The sequence below is a fragment of the Nocardia sp. bgisy134 genome (assembly GCF_965341865.1).
Classification (GTDB): domain Bacteria; phylum Actinomycetota; class Actinomycetes; order Mycobacteriales; family Mycobacteriaceae; genus Nocardia.
Genome location: NZ_CBDQZP010000001.1, coordinates 507,962 through 525,922 on the forward strand (window position 1 = coordinate 507,962; position 17,961 = coordinate 525,922).

18 protein-coding genes are annotated in these 17,961 nt (G+C 70.2%); 13 read left to right on the forward strand and 5 right to left on the reverse strand.

All coding sequences use genetic code 11. The features are described 5' to 3' along the window. Positions 1-18 precede the first annotated feature (18 nt). The 7 genes from ACRWNM_RS02210 (at position 19) to ACRWNM_RS02240 (ending at position 8,710) form a co-directional block, all read left to right on the forward strand. Positions 19-951 carry a LysR family transcriptional regulator gene (locus ACRWNM_RS02210; RefSeq protein ID WP_431962888.1) on the forward strand — a complete coding sequence of 311 codons (933 nt, stop codon included), beginning with the start codon at positions 19-21 and terminating at the stop codon, positions 949-951. Positions 952-1,090: 139 nt separating this feature from the next. Continuing rightward, positions 1,091-2,146: a PhoH family protein gene (locus ACRWNM_RS02215; RefSeq protein WP_431963575.1), complete on the forward strand. Its 1,056-nt coding sequence runs from the start codon at positions 1,091-1,093 to the stop codon at positions 2,144-2,146. Between the two features lie 409 nt (positions 2,147-2,555). Then, complete coding sequence (gene ybeY / locus ACRWNM_RS02220; RefSeq protein ID WP_067787232.1) at positions 2,556-3,110, forward strand: rRNA maturation RNase YbeY; 555 nt, start codon at positions 2,556-2,558, stop codon at positions 3,108-3,110. Continuing rightward, entirely contained in the window at positions 3,107-4,459 is a 1,353-nt protein-coding gene (locus ACRWNM_RS02225) for a hemolysin family protein (RefSeq protein ID WP_431962891.1), read from the forward strand. The genes ybeY and ACRWNM_RS02225 overlap by 4 nt, the downstream gene beginning before the upstream one ends. Further along, complete coding sequence (locus ACRWNM_RS02230; protein WP_431962893.1) at positions 4,452-4,811, forward strand: cytidine deaminase; 360 nt, start codon at positions 4,452-4,454, stop codon at positions 4,809-4,811. The genes ACRWNM_RS02225 and ACRWNM_RS02230 overlap by 8 nt, the downstream gene beginning before the upstream one ends. Continuing rightward, positions 4,804-5,721 carry a GTPase Era gene (gene era / locus ACRWNM_RS02235; RefSeq protein WP_431962895.1) on the forward strand — a complete coding sequence of 306 codons (918 nt, stop codon included), beginning with the start codon at positions 4,804-4,806 and terminating at the stop codon, positions 5,719-5,721. Before ACRWNM_RS02230 ends, era begins: the two co-directional genes overlap by 8 nt. A 103-nt stretch (positions 5,722-5,824) precedes the next feature. Then, a complete protein-coding gene (locus ACRWNM_RS02240; protein ID WP_431962897.1) occupies positions 5,825-8,710 on the forward strand; it encodes a hypothetical protein in 2,886 nt (961 codons plus the stop codon). A 1-nt stretch (position 8,711) separates the two neighbouring features. Here ACRWNM_RS02240 and ACRWNM_RS02245 read toward each other — a convergent pair whose 3' ends face one another. After that, a complete protein-coding gene (locus ACRWNM_RS02245) occupies positions 8,712-10,172 on the reverse strand; it encodes an amidase (RefSeq protein WP_431962899.1) in 1,461 nt (486 codons plus the stop codon). Positions 10,173-10,396: 224 nt separating this feature from the next. On the opposite strand from ACRWNM_RS02245, the gene ACRWNM_RS02250 reads away from it, so the two are divergent. The 5 genes from ACRWNM_RS02250 to ACRWNM_RS02270 all read left to right on the forward strand — a co-directional run bounded on the left by ACRWNM_RS02250 (position 10,397) and on the right by ACRWNM_RS02270 (position 14,135). Then, on the forward strand, positions 10,397-11,263 hold the full coding sequence (locus ACRWNM_RS02250) for an alpha/beta fold hydrolase (RefSeq protein WP_431962901.1): 867 nt from the start codon (positions 10,397-10,399) through the stop codon (positions 11,261-11,263). Continuing rightward, positions 11,250-11,849: a TetR/AcrR family transcriptional regulator gene (locus ACRWNM_RS02255; protein ID WP_431962903.1), complete on the forward strand. Its 600-nt coding sequence runs from the start codon at positions 11,250-11,252 to the stop codon at positions 11,847-11,849. Before ACRWNM_RS02250 ends, ACRWNM_RS02255 begins: the two co-directional genes overlap by 14 nt. Positions 11,850-12,017: 168 nt before the next feature. Beyond that, positions 12,018-12,779, forward strand: coding sequence for a DNA repair protein RecO (gene recO / locus ACRWNM_RS02260; protein WP_431962905.1), 762 nt, complete (start codon positions 12,018-12,020; stop codon positions 12,777-12,779). A 109-nt stretch (positions 12,780-12,888) separates the two neighbouring features. Beyond that, a complete protein-coding gene (locus ACRWNM_RS02265) occupies positions 12,889-13,710 on the forward strand; it encodes an isoprenyl transferase (RefSeq protein WP_431962907.1) in 822 nt (273 codons plus the stop codon). Positions 13,711-13,724: 14 nt separating this feature from the next. After that, positions 13,725-14,135 carry a YbjN domain-containing protein gene (locus ACRWNM_RS02270; RefSeq protein WP_431962909.1) on the forward strand — a complete coding sequence of 137 codons (411 nt, stop codon included), beginning with the start codon at positions 13,725-13,727 and terminating at the stop codon, positions 14,133-14,135. Positions 14,136-14,145: 10 nt separating this feature from the next. On the opposite strand, the gene ACRWNM_RS02275 is transcribed toward ACRWNM_RS02270, so the two are convergent. Then, positions 14,146-14,754 carry a TetR/AcrR family transcriptional regulator gene (locus ACRWNM_RS02275; RefSeq protein WP_431962911.1) on the reverse strand — a complete coding sequence of 203 codons (609 nt, stop codon included), beginning with the start codon at positions 14,752-14,754 and terminating at the stop codon, positions 14,146-14,148. Positions 14,755-14,857: 103 nt separating this feature from the next. On the opposite strand from ACRWNM_RS02275, the gene ACRWNM_RS02280 reads away from it, so the two are divergent. Next, entirely contained in the window at positions 14,858-15,838 is a 981-nt protein-coding gene (locus tag ACRWNM_RS02280; RefSeq protein ID WP_431962913.1) for a hypothetical protein, read from the forward strand. Between the two features lie 63 nt (positions 15,839-15,901). On the opposite strand, the gene ACRWNM_RS02285 is transcribed toward ACRWNM_RS02280, so the two are convergent. The 3 genes from ACRWNM_RS02285 to ACRWNM_RS02295 form a co-directional block, all read right to left on the reverse strand. After that, entirely contained in the window at positions 15,902-16,330 is a 429-nt protein-coding gene (locus ACRWNM_RS02285; protein ID WP_431962915.1) for a Fur family transcriptional regulator, read from the reverse strand. A gap of 3 nt (positions 16,331-16,333) precedes the next feature. After that, positions 16,334-16,684: an ArsR/SmtB family transcription factor gene (locus ACRWNM_RS02290; protein WP_067787209.1), complete on the reverse strand. Its 351-nt coding sequence runs from the start codon at positions 16,682-16,684 to the stop codon at positions 16,334-16,336. 94 nt (positions 16,685-16,778) lie between these two features. Continuing rightward, a complete protein-coding gene (locus ACRWNM_RS02295; protein WP_431962917.1) occupies positions 16,779-17,762 on the reverse strand; it encodes a hypothetical protein in 984 nt (327 codons plus the stop codon). Between the last annotated feature and the right edge of the window lie 199 nt (positions 17,763-17,961).

The following is a 17,961-nucleotide window of genomic DNA, read 5'->3' on the forward strand; positions in this document are numbered from 1 at the left end:
ATATAGGGAGGTAGTGAGGTGCTCGGTGAGGATCTGCGGTGGTTCACGACACTCGCCGAACTGGAGCGGATGAGCGCGGCCGCCGAACGCCTGCACATCGCGCAGCCGACGCTGTCCAGGATGCTGGCCCGGCTGGAACGCAAGCTCGGCGCGGAATTGTTCGACCGGAAGGGAAAACGCATCGCGCTCAACGAATTCGGGCGCGTCTATTACGAACACGCGCGCCGCGCGCAGGCCGAACTCGACGCGGCGGGCCAAGCCGTCGCCGATCTCGCCAATCCCGCGCGCGGAGTGGTGCGGCTGTCGTTCCTGCATTCTTTCGGCGGCTGGCTGGTGCCGCAGCTGATCGCCGGTTTCCGGCGCAACGCGGGCCGGGTCACCGTGACGTTGCGCCAAGGCGGCGCGGAGAAGATCACCGGGCAGGTGCTCGACGGCGCGGCCGACCTCGCCGTCGTCTCCCCACGCCCGACGGCGCCCGGTGTCGGGTGGCGCGGACTGCTGCGTCAGCCGCTGGTGCTCGCCGTGCCCGCGGAGCACCGGCTGGCCGGGCGCAGGCAGGTGAGCATGGCCGAACTGGGCGGCGACGAGTTCGTCTCCATGCCGCCCGGGTTCGGGATGCGGCGCATCTTCGACGAACTGTGCGCGGCGGCGGACATCCGCCCGCACATCGCCTTCGAGCCCACCGACCTGGTCACCAGCACCGGGCTGGTGGCGGCGGGACTCGGGGTCGCGGTGCTCCCGCTGGAGGATCCGGCCCCGGCCGTGGCGCGCTCCGGGCCCGTCCTGGTGCCGTTGGCGGACGAGGGCGCGTCACGGGAGGTGGGACTGATCTGGTCGGCCGCGGCCGCGCCGTCGGACGCGGTGAAACGGTTCCGTGACTTCGCCGAGGATTGGTCCGACCGGCACGGGGGAATATCCAGCACACGGCGGGAATGGCCGCCGCATCGGTAGCCGTTTATTCACTGTGCGGTGTCGGTGGGGCGCGTTAAACTTTTGTCATTCACCACGGCTGTCGAGACCGGAAAGCAGGCTGTAACCACTTTTGCGAACACAAGGCGAGATCGGCGACCCGACCAACCCCACAGCAGGCATTGGCACCCGCGACAACGGCTCGGGCCCCGCGGCACGCACCGTGCGCTCCAGCATCGAACTCGCTCCCGAATCCGTGTTCCCCTTCCTCGGTTCGGCCGACCAGAATCTGCGTCAGCTCGAGCAGCTGCTCGACGCGGACATCCACGTTCGCGGCAATTCCGTGACCCTTACCGGCAAGGCGGCCGATGTCGCCCTCGCCGAGCGCGTCATCGAACAGCTCATCGCGCTGACCGGCCGCAACAGGGTGGTGACGCCGGAGGCGGTGCGGCACACGGTGTCGATGCTGACCGAAGGGTCCTCGGACTCCCCCGCGGAAGTGCTGAGCCTGGACATCCTGTCCCGGCGCGGCAAGACCATTCGGCCCAAGACGCTGAACCAGAAGCGCTACGTCGACGCGATCGACGCCAACACCATCGTGTTCGGCATCGGACCCGCGGGCACCGGCAAGACCTACCTGGCCATGGCCAAGGCCGTGCAGGCGCTGCAGACCAAGCAGGTCAACCGGATCATCCTCACCCGCCCCGCCGTCGAGGCGGGCGAGCGGCTCGGCTTCCTGCCCGGCACGCTCAACGAGAAGATCGACCCGTACCTGCGTCCGCTCTACGACGCGCTGCACGACATGATGGACCCGGAGGCGATCCCGAAGCTGATGGCCGCGGGCGTCATCGAGGTCGCGCCGCTGGCGTACATGCGCGGCCGGACGCTCAACGACTCCTTCATCATTCTCGACGAGGCGCAGAACACCACGGCCGAGCAGATGAAGATGTTCCTGACGCGTCTCGGCTTCGGCTCCAAGATCGTGGTCACCGGCGACGTCACCCAGGTCGACCTGCCCACCGGCGCGCGCTCCGGCCTGCGCGCCGCCGCGGAGATCCTCACCGAGATCGAGGACATCCACTTCGCGGAGCTCACCAGCAGCGACGTCGTCCGCCACCGCTTGGTCTCGGACATCGTCGACGCCTACGACCGCTGGGAGTCCACCCGGCCCCAGGTCACCCCGCACTATCCGGGCAATCGCGCCCAGCGCCGCGCCGCAGGTCGCGACCGGCGTTAGGCGCACCACCTCGGACCGCGTCCGGCACACAGCGAATCCACCGGCCGCCGACGTCTCGTCGGCGGCCGGTCGTCTGTCGAGATGCGGTCGCCTCGCCGTCACTCGACCTGGCGCGAGCTGCGGTCGGACGACGCCCGGCTGCGTCCAGTAGGCGGCTGCTCGCCGTTGTGTGGCCGCGCGGAGTCGCGGACGGCCGCCTCACCACGTCTACTCCGTGGCTGCTTCTCCCTTCACCCGGCCCGGCGCGGACTGCGTCGAATAGGCGGCTGCCTCGCCTTCGCTCGGCCCGGCGCAGGGCTGCGGACGGACTGCGTCCGACTGCGTCGAATAGGCGGCTGCCTCGCCTTCGCTCGGCCCGGCGCAGGGCTGCGGACGGACTGCGTCCGACTGCGTCGAATAGGCTGTTCAGGTGAGCATCGAGATCGCCAACGAGTCGGGTATCGACGTACCCGAAGAAGACCTGGTCAGTGTTGCGCGGTTCGTGATCGCCCGGATGGACGTGCATCCGGCGGCCGAACTGTCGATGGTGCTCGTCGATCTCGACACCATGGCCGACCTGCACATGCGCTGGATGGACCTGCCCGGTCCCACCGATGTGATGTCCTTCCCGATGGACGAGCTCGAGCCGGGCGGGCGTCCGGACAGTCCCGAGCCCGGGCCCTCGATGCTCGGCGACATCGTGCTGTGCCCGGAGTTCGCGGCGGCGCAGGCGCGCAAGGCGGGGCATTCGCTGGAGCACGAGCTCGCGTTGCTCACCGTGCACGGCGTGCTGCACCTGCTCGGCTACGACCACGCCGAGCCGGAGGAGGAGAAGGAGATGTTCGCCCTCCAGGCCCGGCTGCTCGAGGAGTGGTACGAGAGCCTGCGCGAGGCCAGGCGGCGCGCCGAACTCGCCGAGCGCGACGCCCGCCTGCTCGGCAAGGCGGGCTTCACCGGACCCGGTGACGCGCTGGGCCCGGCGTGAGCTCTCTGACCCTCATCCTGCTGGCTGTCCTGCTCGTGCCCGCGGGTGGATTGTTCGCCGGTGTGGACGCGGCGCTGAACACGATCTCCCTGGCGCGTCTCGGCGACATGGTGCGCGCCGATCGCCCGGGCGCCGCGCGGTTGAGCCGCATCGTGGCCGACCGCGCCCGCTACGTGAACCTGATGGTGCTACTGCGCGTGCTGTGCGAGATCGGCGCGACGGTGCTGCTCGCCGCGGCGCTCATCGATCTCTGGGACGACAACTGGGCGCTGCTGCTCACCGCCGCGGTGATGGTGCTCGTCGACTACGTGGTGATCGGTGTCGGTCCGCGCACCCTCGGCCGCCAGCACGCCTATTCGCTCGCCTTGGCCGCCGCGCTGCCGTTGCAGTTCATCGGCGCGCTGCTCGGCCCGGTGAGCAGGCTGCTGATCCTGATCGGTAACGCCATCACCCCGGGTAAGGGGTTCCGCAACGGTCCCTTCGCCTCGGAGATCGAACTGCGCGAGGTGGTCGAGATGGCGGGCGAGCGCGGCGTGGTGGACGACGACGAGCGCCGCATGATCCAGTCGGTGTTCGAGCTCGGCGACACTGCGGCCCGCGCAGTGATGGTGCCGCGCACCGAGATGGTGTGGATCGAGGCGGACAAGTCGGCCTCGCAGGCCATGTCGCTCGCGGTGCGCAGTGGCCATTCGCGGATCCCGGTGGTCGGCGAGAACGTCGACGACATCCGCGGCGTGGTGTACCTGAAAGACCTGGTGCCGTACGCCGATCGCAGCCGCAAGGTCCGGGTGCACGACGTGATGCGCCCCGCGGTGTTCATGCCCGACTCCAAGCCGCTGGACAAACTGCTCGACGAGATGCAGCGCCGCCGCAACCACATGGCGCTGCTCGTCGACGAATACGGCGGCATCGCGGGCCTGGTGACCATCGAGGACGTGCTCGAGGAGATCGTCGGCGAGATCGCCGACGAGTACGACATCGGCGAGACCCCGCCGGTGGAGGAGCTCGGCGAGGGCCGCTTCCGGGTCTCGGCCCGGCTGTCGGTGAAGGATCTCGGCGAGCTGTACGGGATGGACATCGAGGACGAGGACGTCGACACGGTGGGCGGTCTGCTCGCCCACGAGCTCGGCAGGGTGCCGCTGCCCGGATCGAAGATCGTGGTGCACGGGCTGGTGCTGCGTGCCGAGGGCGGTCCGGATCAGCGCGGCCGGATGCGGGTCAACACGGTCTTGGTCCGCAAGGCGCCGGAGAAATCCGGGAAAGCGGGCGCGGCGGTTGCCGACGGCGCAAAATCCAACGGCGGCAAGCGCAATGACAACGAGGACGAGGACGGAGCAACCGATGACTGAACTGGACGCCGAGGACACCAAGCTGCTGACTCTGGCGCGCGGCGCGATGGGCCGCACCGGAGGAACGGGGGGCGCGGCGATCCGCGACACCGATGGCCGCACCTACGCGGCGGGCGAGGTGGACCTGCAGGCGCTGCGGCTCACCGCGCTGCAGGCCGCCGTCGCGGCCGCGATCTCCAGCGGTGCGGAGGGTTTCGAGGCGGCCGTGGTGGTCGGCGGCCGGTTCTCCGACGCCGGGGTCGCCGCGGTGCGCGAGGTGTCCGGCGCGGCGCGGATCATCTTCACCGACCGCGCGGGCGCGGTGTTCGACATCGTGGACGACGCGGCGAGCACCGAGGTGCAGGGTGGCTGACAAGTCCGGGTCCGCCGAATTCCGTTCCGGTTTCGTCTGTTTCGTCGGCAGGCCGAACACCGGCAAGTCGACGCTGACCAACGCGTTGGTCGGCGCGAAGATCGCCATCACCTCCTCGCGACCGCAGACCACCCGCCACACCATTCGCGGCATCGTGCACCGCGAGCACGCGCAGCTGATCCTGGTCGACACGCCGGGTCTGCACCGCCCGCGGACCCTGCTCGGCCAGCGGCTCAACGATCTGGTGCGCGACACCTATTCCGAGGTCGATGTCATCGCGATCTGCATCCCGGCCGACGAGAAGATCGGGCCGGGCGACCGCTGGATCGTGCAGCAGATCAAGCAGATGGCGCCCAAGACCACCCTGCTCGGCGTGGTCACCAAGATCGACAAGGTGGGTCGCGAGCAGATCGCCGCGCAGTTGCTCGCCGTCTCCGAACTGCTCGGCCCCGAGGCCGAGGTGGTGCCGGTGTCGGCGGTCAAGGGCGAGCAGGTCGAGGTGCTCGTCGACGTGATCGCCTCGAAAATGCCGGAGGGCCCTGCCTTCTACCCCGACGGCGAGCTCACCGACGAGCCCGAGGAAACCCTCATGGCCGAGCTCATCCGCGAGGCCGCGCTGGAGGGCGTGCGCGACGAGCTGCCGCACTCGCTGGCCGTGGTGATCGAGGAGGTTCTCCCGCGCGAGGAGAACGAAGAGATGCTCGACGTGCACGCGCTGCTCTACGTCGAACGCCCCAGCCAGAAGGCCATTGTCATCGGCAAGGGCGGCAGCCGCCTCAAGGAGGTCGGCACCAACGCGCGCAAGCAGATCGAGCACATTCTCGGCGTGCGGATCTATCTGCACCTACACGTCAAGGTCGCCAAGGACTGGCAGCGCGATCCGAAACAGCTTGGCAAGCTGGGCTTCTGAGCGATCGGCCCGTTCGCGGGTCGCGAACTCGAGCGAACAAGGTGCCTGAGCCGGATTTGTACCGGTACAGTCCCCGATGACGCCCGGGGTGTGCGTCGCAGCCATGCATCGCACTGGGGAGGCCGTCGAATTGCCTGATACCGCCAACGATGTCCCCAAACTGCTGGAACTGCTACGCGCGCTCGAGGTGCCGGACACGAAGCCACGCGTGTTCCGCACGCTGCTGCGGCGCAGGCGCCCGCTGCCGCGCCCGATCGTCGGCTTGGTCGGCGCGGGCACGGGCGGTGCATTGCTCGTCGAGATCTACCGCTGGCTCGGCGAATCCGGCGGCAGGCGGGCGACGCCGCGGGCGCGGGTGGATCTGCAGGCGGCGGACCTGCCGCCCGACGCGCTGACGCCCGATCCGAACGCGACGGGCGAGGAGATCCAGGGCCACTGCCTGCCCATCGTGCAGCGGCTGGTCGAGGGTTTCTCCACCGACGACACGGCGATGGGGCCGATCAAGTTCCCGCGCTACCGCACCGCCGATTGGCTGACCCGCCAGCGCGTCACGAGCGACGAGACCGAGGCCACGGTGGAGCTGCGGTCGCGGCTGCCGCGCCTGCTGCGCAGCGGTTCGCCCGCCGACCGTTCCGACACCGCCGAGGGCGTCAGCGGCGACACCATCTCCCGGCTGGTGTTCGGTGTGCTCGCGCTGTGGCCGGTACTGCGGCTGTGGCTGTGGATCAGCGGTCGCATCCCCGGCATGTCCAAGGTCACCCGCTGGTTCATGCACCAGCGTTACCTGGCGCCCGAATACTCCGACAGTTTTCTGGGTTTCGCGACCCGGCTGACCGCCTCGCGGCGCGGCGACGAGAACGAGGAGCAGGTCGCCAAGCTGCTGGTGCACGCCTTCCTCGAGGATCTGCGCGACGCCTACCGTAAGCGGCTGTGGCGGCCGTCGAGCTGGCGGCGCACCGCGTATCCGGTGGCGTTGCTCGGCGGTGTCGAGCGCGACGGCGCGGCGAAGCGCCTGATCGGCTGGATCAACGACATCCGCAACGAGACAGGGCATTCCGATCCACTGGTGATATTCGCCTGCCTGGACTACGACCCCGGCCTTGCCGACGAGACCGCCGTGTCGTCGACGGACGAGCTGGCCCGGATCGGCGACCTCCAGCACCTCGACACCTTGGAAAGCCTGGTCGACCGCCCGTATTCCGGGCAGCAACCGGACCCGCTGCAACGCTGGCTGCGCGATATCGACAACATGCGCACCAACCGGGCGAGCGACGCGTGGTTCCTGCCGTTGCGCGTGCGGCTGCCCGATCCGCTGAACGGCCGCGTCCGCGACCCCGCCCTGGCCCACCTCGCGGTGCCGCCCGCGCCCCCGCTGGCAGCCCGCAAGTGGTTCGTCGCATTGTGTGTGCTGGTTCCGGTCGCGCTGCTGGTGGCCGCCGCGCTCGTGTATATCCCGCCATTGCGCGGCGCGCCCTGCGCGCACTGGCCGTGGACCGCGGGCATCTCGGTGCAGCAGCGCGACGGCGAGTGCGTCGGGTACAGCGACAACGCCGACCAGGTCTTCACCGATGATCCGGAGCTGTCGGCGATCCAGCGGGAAGTCTTCCGGCTCAACGTCTCCGCCGCGGACGCGCGCCGCGGCAACCCGCGCCGCCCGGTCGTCACACTGATCTACTTCTCCGGGCTCAGCTACGTGGACGCCAATGTGCGCTACCCGCATGCCCAGGTGGAGGAGCTCGCGGGGCTCGCGGTGCAGCAGCGCCGCGCGCTGCTCGCTTCCGACGAGTCCGAACCGCTGTTGCGCGTCGTCGTCGCCAACGGCGGCTCCAGTATGCAGCACGCGACCTGGGTGGTGGACCATCAGCTGCGCGGCCTGCTTGCCGACGAGCCGGGCATCCTCGGGGTGGTCGGTATGGACCGCAGCAACGCCGAAACCCGGCGCGCCATAGGAAGACTCGGCGAACTCGGCGTGCCGGTGGTCGCGACGACGCTCTCGGCCGACGGCCTGGAGAAGGCATCGCCGCTGTACTTCCAAGCGGCGCCGAGCAATGCGACGCAAGCGAAGTTGATCGCGGACTACGTGCAGGGCGCCCGCCATCCGGCCGGCTCGCCGCGCGCCGGACAGCCGCGCTACAACCAGGTCGCCATCTACCACCCGAAGGCCGACGGCGACATCTACGTCGAGACCCTGGTCGAGGATCTGCGCACCGAACTGGAAGGCCGCGGCGTGCCGTACCGCCGCATGGAGTGGACCGAACAGCAGGAGCTCAATCGCTTTGCCGCCCCTTGCGAGACAACGGGTTTCGACCGCGGCACCCTGTTGTTCTTCGCGGGCCGCAACGACGATTTCGCGACCTTCGCCAAGTCGGTCAGTCGCGGCTGCTTGACCGGGGAGTCGCCCGCCATCCTGGGCAACGACACGGTGACCCGGCTGATCACCGATCAGAAGGCGATGGCGGCGTTGCCCGCCAATCTGTCGGTGCGCTACGTCGCCAAGGGCGCGCCGGTGATGCTCGGCGGCGCCGAATGCGTCCGCGGCAACGGCGAACTCGGCGACGAACCGGTCGCGTTCGACTACCAGCAGTTGTGCGCGGAACTGGCGGCCCTGATCGGCGATCTGCGCGTCTACCCGCAGATGGCCGACTATCAGCCGTCCTGGCCCGGCGACCGGACCGGATTGGCCTACGACGTGGTCGGCCTGTTCCTGCGCGCGGTGCGTACCGGCCCGCAGCAGGCCGACGGCTCGCTGAACCGCACCGCCATCGCGATGCAGTTGCGCGAGACGGACTACCGGGGCGTCACCGGCACCCTGGGCTTCTCGACCAGCAGGGTCGCCGACGGCTCGTCGATCGCGGTGCTGGTCACGGCGGGCGTCGGCCAGCCGGGCCCGCAGGAGTGTCTGGTGATGTCGCCGCGTCCCGACGCGGGGGACGGCTGTCCCTCGGGCACCAAGAGCGCGCTGGAGGACTGGTCGTCGCCGCGGCGCTGAATCACCACCACGGTTCGGGGCGGTGCCGATCCCAGCGCAGCTCCGACTCCAGTTGCGCCGCAACGGAAACCAGCACCGACTCGGAGGATGCGCTGCCCATCAGCTGGGCGCCGACCGGCAAGCCCGCCTTGGTGAAGCCGGCGGGGACGTTCACGCTGGGCCAGCCGAGCACGTTCCACGGCCAGGTGTACGGGCAGGCGGCGGTGATGAGGTTGTTGGTGGCGTTGACGCCGATGCCGTCGATCTCCTCGGCGCGCGGCGGTGGAGTGGCGGTTGTGGGCGCGAGCACCAGATCGTAGTCGGTGAAGAAGGTGCCGATGCGCTTGTGCAGCAACGGTTCCGCCTGGCGCGCGGCGAAGAGCGCCGGTCCGCCGAGCACCCGGCCGAAGCGAACGTTGGCGCGGGTGCGCGGGTCCACCTCGGCGCCGGGCATCCGGTCGTGCACGGCGCGGATGCCCGCCATCGAGCGCGGCAGGAACGAGGCGCCCATCAGCAATCCGTAGTGCAGGTCGGCGACGGTGACCGAGTGGCCGAGCTTGCGCAGCGTCGAGGCGATCCCGCGCACCGCGGCCCTGACCTCGGGGTGCAGCGTCGTCTTGGTCGCGGTGAACGGAATGCGCAGGGAGAGTGCGATCTTCAGGCGTCCCGGGTCGCGCCCGACGGCGTCGGAGGCACGAATCGGCTCGGGGGTGTGCCGGTCGCCGGGGTGCGGGCCCGCCGCCGCGTCCAGCAGCAGCGCCGCGTCGGCGACGGTGCGCGCCAGCGGCCCGTTCACCGTGAGTCCCTGGAACGCCTCGGCTTCCGGCCAGGTGGAGATGCGTCCGCGCTGCGGCTTGATGCCGACGAGGTTGGTCCACGCGGCGGGGATCCGGACCGAGCCCGCGCCGTCGGAACCCAGTGCGGCGGGCACCAATCCGGCGGCGACGGCGGCCGAGGAGCCGCCGGAGGAACCACCCGGCGTGTGCTCGCGGTGCCACGGATTGCGGGTGTGGCCGAAGGCCGCGCCGCTGGTGAACGGCAACTGGCCGAGCTCGCAGGTGTTGGTCTTGCCGACGATCACCGCGCCCGCCGCGCGTAGCCGCCGAACCGCCTCGGCATCTTCGGTTTTCGGCGTGAAGTCGCCGCCGCAGCCGAAGGCCGTCAGCTCGCCCGCGATGTCGGTGTCGTCCTTGACGGCGATCGGCACGCCGAGCAGCGGCAGGCGCTCGCCCGCCGCAAGTCGCCGGTCGGCGTCGGCGGCCTCGGCCAGTGCCCGGTCCCTGCGGACCACCCGGAAGGCGTTGAGCGTCGGCTGGCTCGCCTCGATCCGGTCGAGCGCCGCCGCAACGGCCGCGGCGGAGCTGACGGTGCCCGCCGCGAGCGCGTCGGCCAGGCCGGCGAGGCCGTGATCGCCCGTCGGCAGCGCGCCGTCGGCGGGGTCCGGTTCGGCGGCAGGCCTGAGCGCTGGGTTCGGCACGGTCATGTGAGCTCCCTCTCTTCGATCGTCCGGTGTGAACCGTAGCGCTGTCCTGGACGACCGTCCACGTGGGTTATCGCCGAGCTGCGCCCAAGTGCATCAGTACCGGGTTTTCGATGGCCGTTCGTTATGCCCGTCCGTCGCGAATTCCGCTGTCGCGCCACGAACTCTAGACATACATACGGTATGTATGTAAAGATGTACGGGACGCCCGACATCTGGAGGAAGCCATGGGAATCAGCCCGTCACTCGGTCCCGCGCACGAGATCGCCCTGCCCGGCGGCCGCATCCGCTACCACGAGACGGGGACCGGCGCCCCGGTCGTCTTCGTGCACGGCCTGCTCGTCAACGCCGATCTCTGGCGCGGGGTGGTGCCCGCCGTCGCCGCCGCGGGGTACCGCTGCCTGACGCCGGACTGGCCGCTCGGCTCGCACTCGATCCCGGTGCCGGAGGCGGACCTGACGCCGACCGGGGTCGCGGACCTCATCGCCGCCTTCCTGGAGCGGCTCGACCTGACCGACGTCACGCTGGTCGCCAACGACACCGGCGGCGCCATCACCCAGGTACTGCTGGCCCGCAACACCGACCGCATCGGCCGCGTGGTGCTCGCCTCCGTCGACAGCCACGAGAAGTTCCTGCCCCAGCCGTTCACGCTGCTGCCGCTGCTCGCGCGCATTCCCGGATCGATACGTCCGCTCGCCGAGACGCTGCGCCTGCGCGCGCTGCACCGGCTGCCGCTGGCGTTCGGCTGGGTGAGCAAGCGGCCGGTGCCGGACGAGTACGTCGACTCGTACCTGCTGCCGAGCCGCCGGTCCGGCGCCATCCGAAAAGACCTGCGGCGCTTCCTGAAATCCGCGCACCGCCGCTACACGCTGGACGCCTCGACCCGGTTCGGTGACGTCCGCCTTCCGGTGCTGATCGTCTGGGCGCGCGAGGACAAGCTGTTCCCCATCGCCTACGCCGAGCGGCTGGCGCGCGAGTTCCCCGACGCGACCCTGGAGCTGATCGACGACTCCTACACCTTCCTGCCCGAGGATCAGCCCGAGTTGCTCGCGCAGCGGATTCTGGAGTTCACTCGGCTGCATGCCACGCCGTAGCCAGGAGGACCGTTCCCGTACGACAAGGGCCGCCCTGGAAGAGGCAGGGCGCCGCCTGTTCGCCGAGCGCGGCTTCGCGAGCACCTCCGCCGAGCAGTTGGTGACCGAGGCGGGGGTTACCCGCGGCGCCCTGCATCACCACTACGGCGACAAGCGCGGGCTGTTCCTGGCGGTGCTCGAACAGCTCGAGTCGGACATCACCGCGGAGATCGGAAGAGCCATCGCCGCCGTCGATCCCGGCGACATCATCGCCTCGATGGCGGTCGGCCTGAATGCCTTCCTCGACATCTGCCAGCGCCCCGAGATGATCCAAATCGCGCTCTACGACGCGCCCGCTGTGCTCGGCTGGGAGGAATGGCGCGCCTTCGAAGCCAGGCACGGGCTCGGCTTGATCATCACCGAGCTCGAACGCGCACGCGCCGCCGAGCTGATCGCCGACGCGCCGGTCGAGATCCTGGCCCGGCTGCTGCTCAGCGCCGTGGCCGAGGCGGGGCTGATCGTCGCGCACGCCACCGACAAGGACGCCGCGCGAGCCCAGACGCAGCAATCACTGCTGCTGCTGGTCGCGGGTCTGCTGCGCACGTAGGCGCGCGGCCCGACGAAGTACTCCGGAAGACGCGCACGACCGGAGCGGAAGAGGAGGTACGCAGAACCGGCGCAGCTCGACGACGATCGCGCAGGGCCCGAGCGGACGTGCGGATTCGCACACGCGAGGCGCCCGTGGCCTGTCGCCGGTTCGTGGGAGGATGACCGTGTGCGTTTGTATCGGGATGAGGCGGTCGTGGTGCGCCAGCACAAGCTGGGTGAGGCGGACCGCATCGTCACGCTGCTGACACGCCGGCACGGCCTGGTCCGTGCGGTGGCCAAGGGGGTGCGGCGGACCAAGTCCCGGTTCGGCGCTCGATTGGAGCCGTTCTCCTACATCGACGTGCAACTGCATCCCGGCCGCACGCTGGACGTCGTCACCCAGGTGCACACCGTCGAATCCTTCGCCGCCGACATCATCGACGACTACGGCCGCTACACCACCGCCTGCGCGGTGCTGGAGACCGCCGAACGCCTCGCGGGCGAGGAACGCGCGCCCGCGCCGCGACTGCACGCGCTGACCGCGAGCGCGCTGCGGGCCATCGCCGCCAAGCAGCGCCCGCACGAACTCATCCTGGACGCATTCCTGTTGCGCGCCATGGGTTTCGCGGGGTGGGCGCCCGCGCTGGACGAATGCGCCAAGTGCGCGACTCCCGGTCCGCACCGCGCCTTCCACGTGGCGGCGGGCGGAGCGGTGTGCGTGCACTGCCGCCCGCCGGGCGCGGCCACTCCCGCGCCGGGCGTCCTGGATCTGCTCGTCGCCCTGCTGAAGGGGGAGTGGGACTACATCGCGACGGTGCCCGATTCGGTCCGCCGCCAGGCCAGCGGACTGGTCGCCGCCCATCTGCAATGGCATCTGGAACGTCAGCTGCGGACGTTGCCCTTGGTCGAGCGCAGCAGGACGCCGACGCCCGCGGGCCGCGTCGGCTGAGAATTCCCGCTGGTCGGCGGCCTGATCGCGGGCACAGCGACGGCGCGACCGTTCGGTCGGTGGGTCGATCCGCGGAGGTCGTCCCACCCCGCGAGCCCGATCAGGCAGGATGGAAGCCGTGATCCTCCGTCGAGACTCCTCCACCGCGACCAAGGCGAGCAGCGCGGGCCGCGCCGTTCGCCCGCCGTCGCCGCATCCCTCGGGCGCGCGGCCGCCGCAGCTGCCGCCGGAACTGGTGCCCAACCACGTGGCGCTGGTCATGGACGGCAACGGCCGGTGGGCCCAGGAGCGCGGGTTGCCGCGCACCGCGGGACACGAGCGCGGCGAGGCGGTGCTGATGGACACCGTCGAAGGCTGCATCGAGATCGGCGTGAAGTGGCTCTCGGCCTACGCGTTCTCCACCGAGAACTGGCGGCGCAGCCCGGACGAGGTGCGCTTCCTGATGGGCTTCAACCGCGACGTGATCCGCCGCCGCCGTGACGAGATGCACGAGATGGGTGTGCGGGTGCGCTGGGCCGGACGGCGACCGCGCCTGTGGCGCAGCGTGATCAACGAGCTGGAGATCGCCGAGGAGCTGACCAGGGACAACACGGTGATGACGCTGACCATGTGCGTCAACTACGGCGGTCGCGCCGAAATCGCCGACGCGGCACGGGAAATCGCGCGGCGGGTGGCGGCGGGCGAGATCGATCCGGAGAAGGTCACCGAGGCCACCGTCGCGCGGTTCCTCGACGAGCCGGACATGCCGGACGTCGACCTGTTCCTGCGGCCCTCGGGCGAATTCCGCAGCTCGAACTTCCTCATCTGGCAGTCGGCCTACGCCGAATACGTGTACCAGGACACGCTGTTCCCTGATTTCGACAGGCGCAACCTGTGGGAGGCCTGCCTCCAGTACGCTTCGCGTGACCGCCGCTTCGGCGGCACGAAGTGAACGGCGGCACGAACATGGACGCAGCGGTCACCCCCGACCAGGAACTCCAGGCGCGGGCGGGGGCCTGCTTGTCCCAGTACGACGTCGACGTGCGCGTCGACCCGGAGGGTTCGCTCGGCTTTCAGTACGAGGGCGCGCTGTGCTCGCTGCGTGCGGTGAATCTGGCGCCGGGCCTCGACGTGGTGTCCATGACCTGCGTGCTGGCCTGGGACCGTCCGCTGAAACCGCAGCTGCACAAGCGAGTAGCGGAGCGCAACAACAACTTGCAGTTCGGCTCGCTCACCGTGATCGGTCACGGCAAGCTGGCCGACGTCATCCTGCGCTACACCTTCCCGGCCGCGGGGCTGGACGACCAGGCGCTCACCACCATGCTGCTGCTCGTCCTCTCCGGCGCGGGCCGAGCACGCCAGGGCTTGCTGCCCTGACCGACCGCCCTCAGCGTGCGGCGGGCTTGCCCGTCGGGATGAGCAGGTCGACGCCGCGGGCGAGGGTCTCGGGGTCGAGGTCGCCCAAGATCAGGTGCTGCAGGATGAAGCCGGGCAGGAAACCGATGATCGCCTTGGCCACCGCGTCGGTGTCGGCGTCGGGCGGTAGCCAGCCTTCCTCGCGCATGCGCACGGCGTAGTCGCGCCAGAGGTCGCGCATCGCGTGCATGGTTTCGCGCACTGGTTGAGCAGCTCCGTCGTGCACCAGTGCCAGCGCCCACGCCTGCGGAGCCAAGCGGACCGGTCCGTCGGGCCCGCTGCGGCGGACGACTTCCTCGGCGATGCCGCGCACCAGTTCCGCCGGCGTCGGCAGCGGGTCGGAGCGCACCGCCTCGGCCATCGCCATCCGCAAGCTCACGGTGGTCTGGGTCGCCAACGCCGCGATGATCTCGTTCTTGCTCTTGAAGTAGCGGTAGACCGCACCGGCCGAGAGCCCCGATTCGGTGAACACGTCCTGCATCGAGGTCTCGAAGAAACCCTTGCGAGCGAAGCACAGCTGCGCGGCGTCGAGGATCTGCTGTCTGCGGCGTTCCAGGTGCTCTTCGCTGACTCGTGGCATGAGCCCAAAGTAAAACGAATATCCGTTCTTGACAACCTACTTGCCTCGTGCGACTGTGGTGACATCGAAAGAGAACGAGCATTCGATTTAGTGGGAGTACGTCATGAAAACCATGCAGCGAGCGGTCGCCCTCGGCCTGGGCGCGGCCCTGCTCCAGGCGCTGATGCTGATCGCCTTCGCATGGCCCGCGGCCAATATCGCGCCGCGTGACCTGCCCATCGCCGTCGCGGGCCCGCAGGCGGCCGTCGTCGCCGAACGACTCGGGCAGCACGACCCCGAGGCCTTCGAGATCACCACCGCGTCCGACGCCGCGGCCGCGCGCGCCGCCATCGAGAACCGCGAGGTCTACGGCGCGATCGTCACCGGAGGGGGAGCGCCCGCGGTGCTCGTCGCCTCCGGCGCGAGCCCGGCGGTGGCCCAGCAGCTCACCGCCATCGCCCAGCAGCTGTCCGGTGCGCCGGCGGCCGCGGTCGAGGACGTGGTCGCCGCCGATCCGGACGACCCGCGCGGCGCCGCCTTCGGCGCGATGGTCCTGCCGCTGGTGATGGCGGGTCTCGCGGCGGGCGTCCTGCTGAGCCTGGTGATCCCGACGGCAGGCGCGAAGGTGGCAGGCCTGGTGAGCTTCGGCCTGTTCGGCGGGCTGCTGAGCATCGCGATCGTGCAGGGCTGGCTGTCGGTGCTGCCCGGCAACTACCTCACGCTGGCGGCCGTCGCCGGGCTGGTGTCCTTCACGGTCGCGGGCGCCGTGACCGGGCTGGCCGCGGTGATCGGCCGCGCGGGCATTGGTGTGGCGGCGCTGACCTTGCTGCTGATCGGCAATCCGTTCTCGGCTGCCACCTCCGCGCCGGAGCTGCTGCCGCAGCCGTGGGGCGCCATCGGCCAGCTGCTGCCCCCGGGCGCGGCGGCTTCGCTGCTCCGCTCGGTCGCCTTCTTCGACGGTGCCGGAGCCACGAAACCCCTTGTGATACTTGCGGTGTGGGCCGCAGCGGCGCTCGTTCTGCTCGGCGTGGCCGCACTTCGCGGACACGGGGCCGACGCCGAGCAGGTTGCCGCGCCGACGGCCGAACCCGCTCCGGCGGTCTGATCCGGCAATGCCGAAGGCCACCCGCTTCCTGAGGGGAGTGGGTGGCCTTCGGTCGTGAATCGGTCAGTCGCGGGGAGTCTTGGCGCAGGTCCGGCAGGTGCCGAAGACCTCGATGGTGTGGCTCACCTCGGTGAAGCCGTGTTGGCTCGCGATCGCCTCGGCCCACGCCTCCACCGTCGGGCCCTCGACCTCGACGGTGCGGCCGCAGCGCCTGCAGACCAGATGGTGATGGTGGCCGGTGGAGCACTGCCGATAGACCGACTCGCCGGAGTCGGTGCGCAGCACGTCGACGAAGCCCGCGTCGGCCAGCGACTGGAGTGTCCGGTAGACCGTGGTGAGCCCGATGCCCTCGCCGCGCTTGCGCAGTTCGTCGTGCAGTTCCTGCGCGGAGCGGAATTCGTCGATGTCACCGAGCAGCGCGGCGATCGCACTGCGCTGGCGCGTGCTGCGTATCCCGACCGGCTTCTGTGGATCCAACGTCTTCTCCTGCACGGATCACCCTTCCTCGGCGTGCGCGACGGCGTCGACGACAATGTGCGCCAGGTGGTCGTCGACCAATTCGTAGAGCACCTCGCGGCCGGATCGCTCGCCGTGCACGACGCCCGCGGACTTCAAGATGCGCAGGTGCTGGCTCACCAACGGCTGGGTCACGCCGAGCGCGTCGACCAGCTCGTGCACGCAGCGCGGCGATTCGCGTAGCTGGAGCACGATGGCGATGCGCACGGGAGCGGCGAGCGCTCGCAGCAGCTCACCCGCGTCCTCCAAGACGGTGCGCGCGGGCACCGGCGCGGGCCCGGGGGATCGATAGGGTGTGTGCGAGTGCGCGGCGGCCGTCTCGGCGGTCATCGGAACCAACTCCTTATTGGAAAGCGATCCCATTTTGATATGCATAGTTGCGCATGTCAAACGCGGCGCGCCGGGTGAGCGGGCAGACCGCTGATCACCGGCAACCGTCCTCGGTCGGCATCGGGATGTTGGGGTCGAAGTATTCCTCGCTGCGCCGGTGGTGCCCGGCGGCAGCGGCGGTCTCCCGAGGGTTGTTGTAGTCCGGCGCGAGGAAGCCGTGTTCGGATTGCGCGCAGTCGACCGAGTAGCTGAAGCCGCGCGCCTCGCCGAACCAGACGCCCCGTGCGTCGGCAGCGTACTTCGAATCATCGATCCAGCGGTACTCGATCTCGTGCCTGACCACCGCCACGATGTCCATCGGGCCGTCGATCTTCGTCGGATCGGGGACGTCGAAGGCGTAGGCGACCAGATAGTTGGTCCGGATCGTCAGCTCGCCGTGTTCGTTGACGGTCGGCGTCATCCACCCGGTGACGCGCGGCTGCACGGGAAGCAGCCGAGCCCCCGCCGCGATGCGCTCGGCCACGTACCACGATTCCTTCTCTTTGCCGGGCGCCAGCTCCGGCCGGAGTTTCTCGACCAGCGCGGGCGCCAGCTGGTCGAGCACCAGGCTCGGATCGCGGGTCTCCAGCACCGTGCGATCCAGCCGCGCGGTGATGATCAGCCGTCGCACGCGCTCCATGAACTGCCCGACCTGCTCGGCCGAGTACGGGCCGACGGGATGCGCGGGCGGCGGTTCGATGCCGCCCGCGCCCTCGCGCCACATGGCGGCGGGGGTGTCGGCGAACGGCCGGGTCAGATCGACCTCCGCGTGCGCGCGCAGCGGCGCGGTCGAGGTGCTCGCGGCGCTCGTCGGCGGTGCGCTCGCCGTCGGCGCGGTCCCGTCCAGGAAGGCGAAGCCCGCCCACGCCAGCGCCACCACGGCGCTGAACGAGAGCGCCGTGAGCAGCGCGCCGCGGCTCGGCCCGGTCAGCCCGCGAGCCTTGCGCGCCCTGGTCGCGCGCCGGTGGTCGCGCAGCGCGCGGCGCTCGGCCTCGCGCGCCCAGTCGGCATCGAACAGATCCGGTGGCAGATCGGCCACGGGCCCACCCCTAGTGCTACATGCCGACTCGTTCAAGGCTCAGCGCCCCACCCCGCCCCGGCCGTCTTCGGCAAAAACGTTGGCGCCGGGGCATTCCCGGCGGTCCGTCGGAACATGATCGCACCCGTCGGACGGGCGTGCGTCCCGGGGCCGTGGCCGCCGCGGCGGACGCTCGGGGCGAGCAGACGCCTCGCACGCG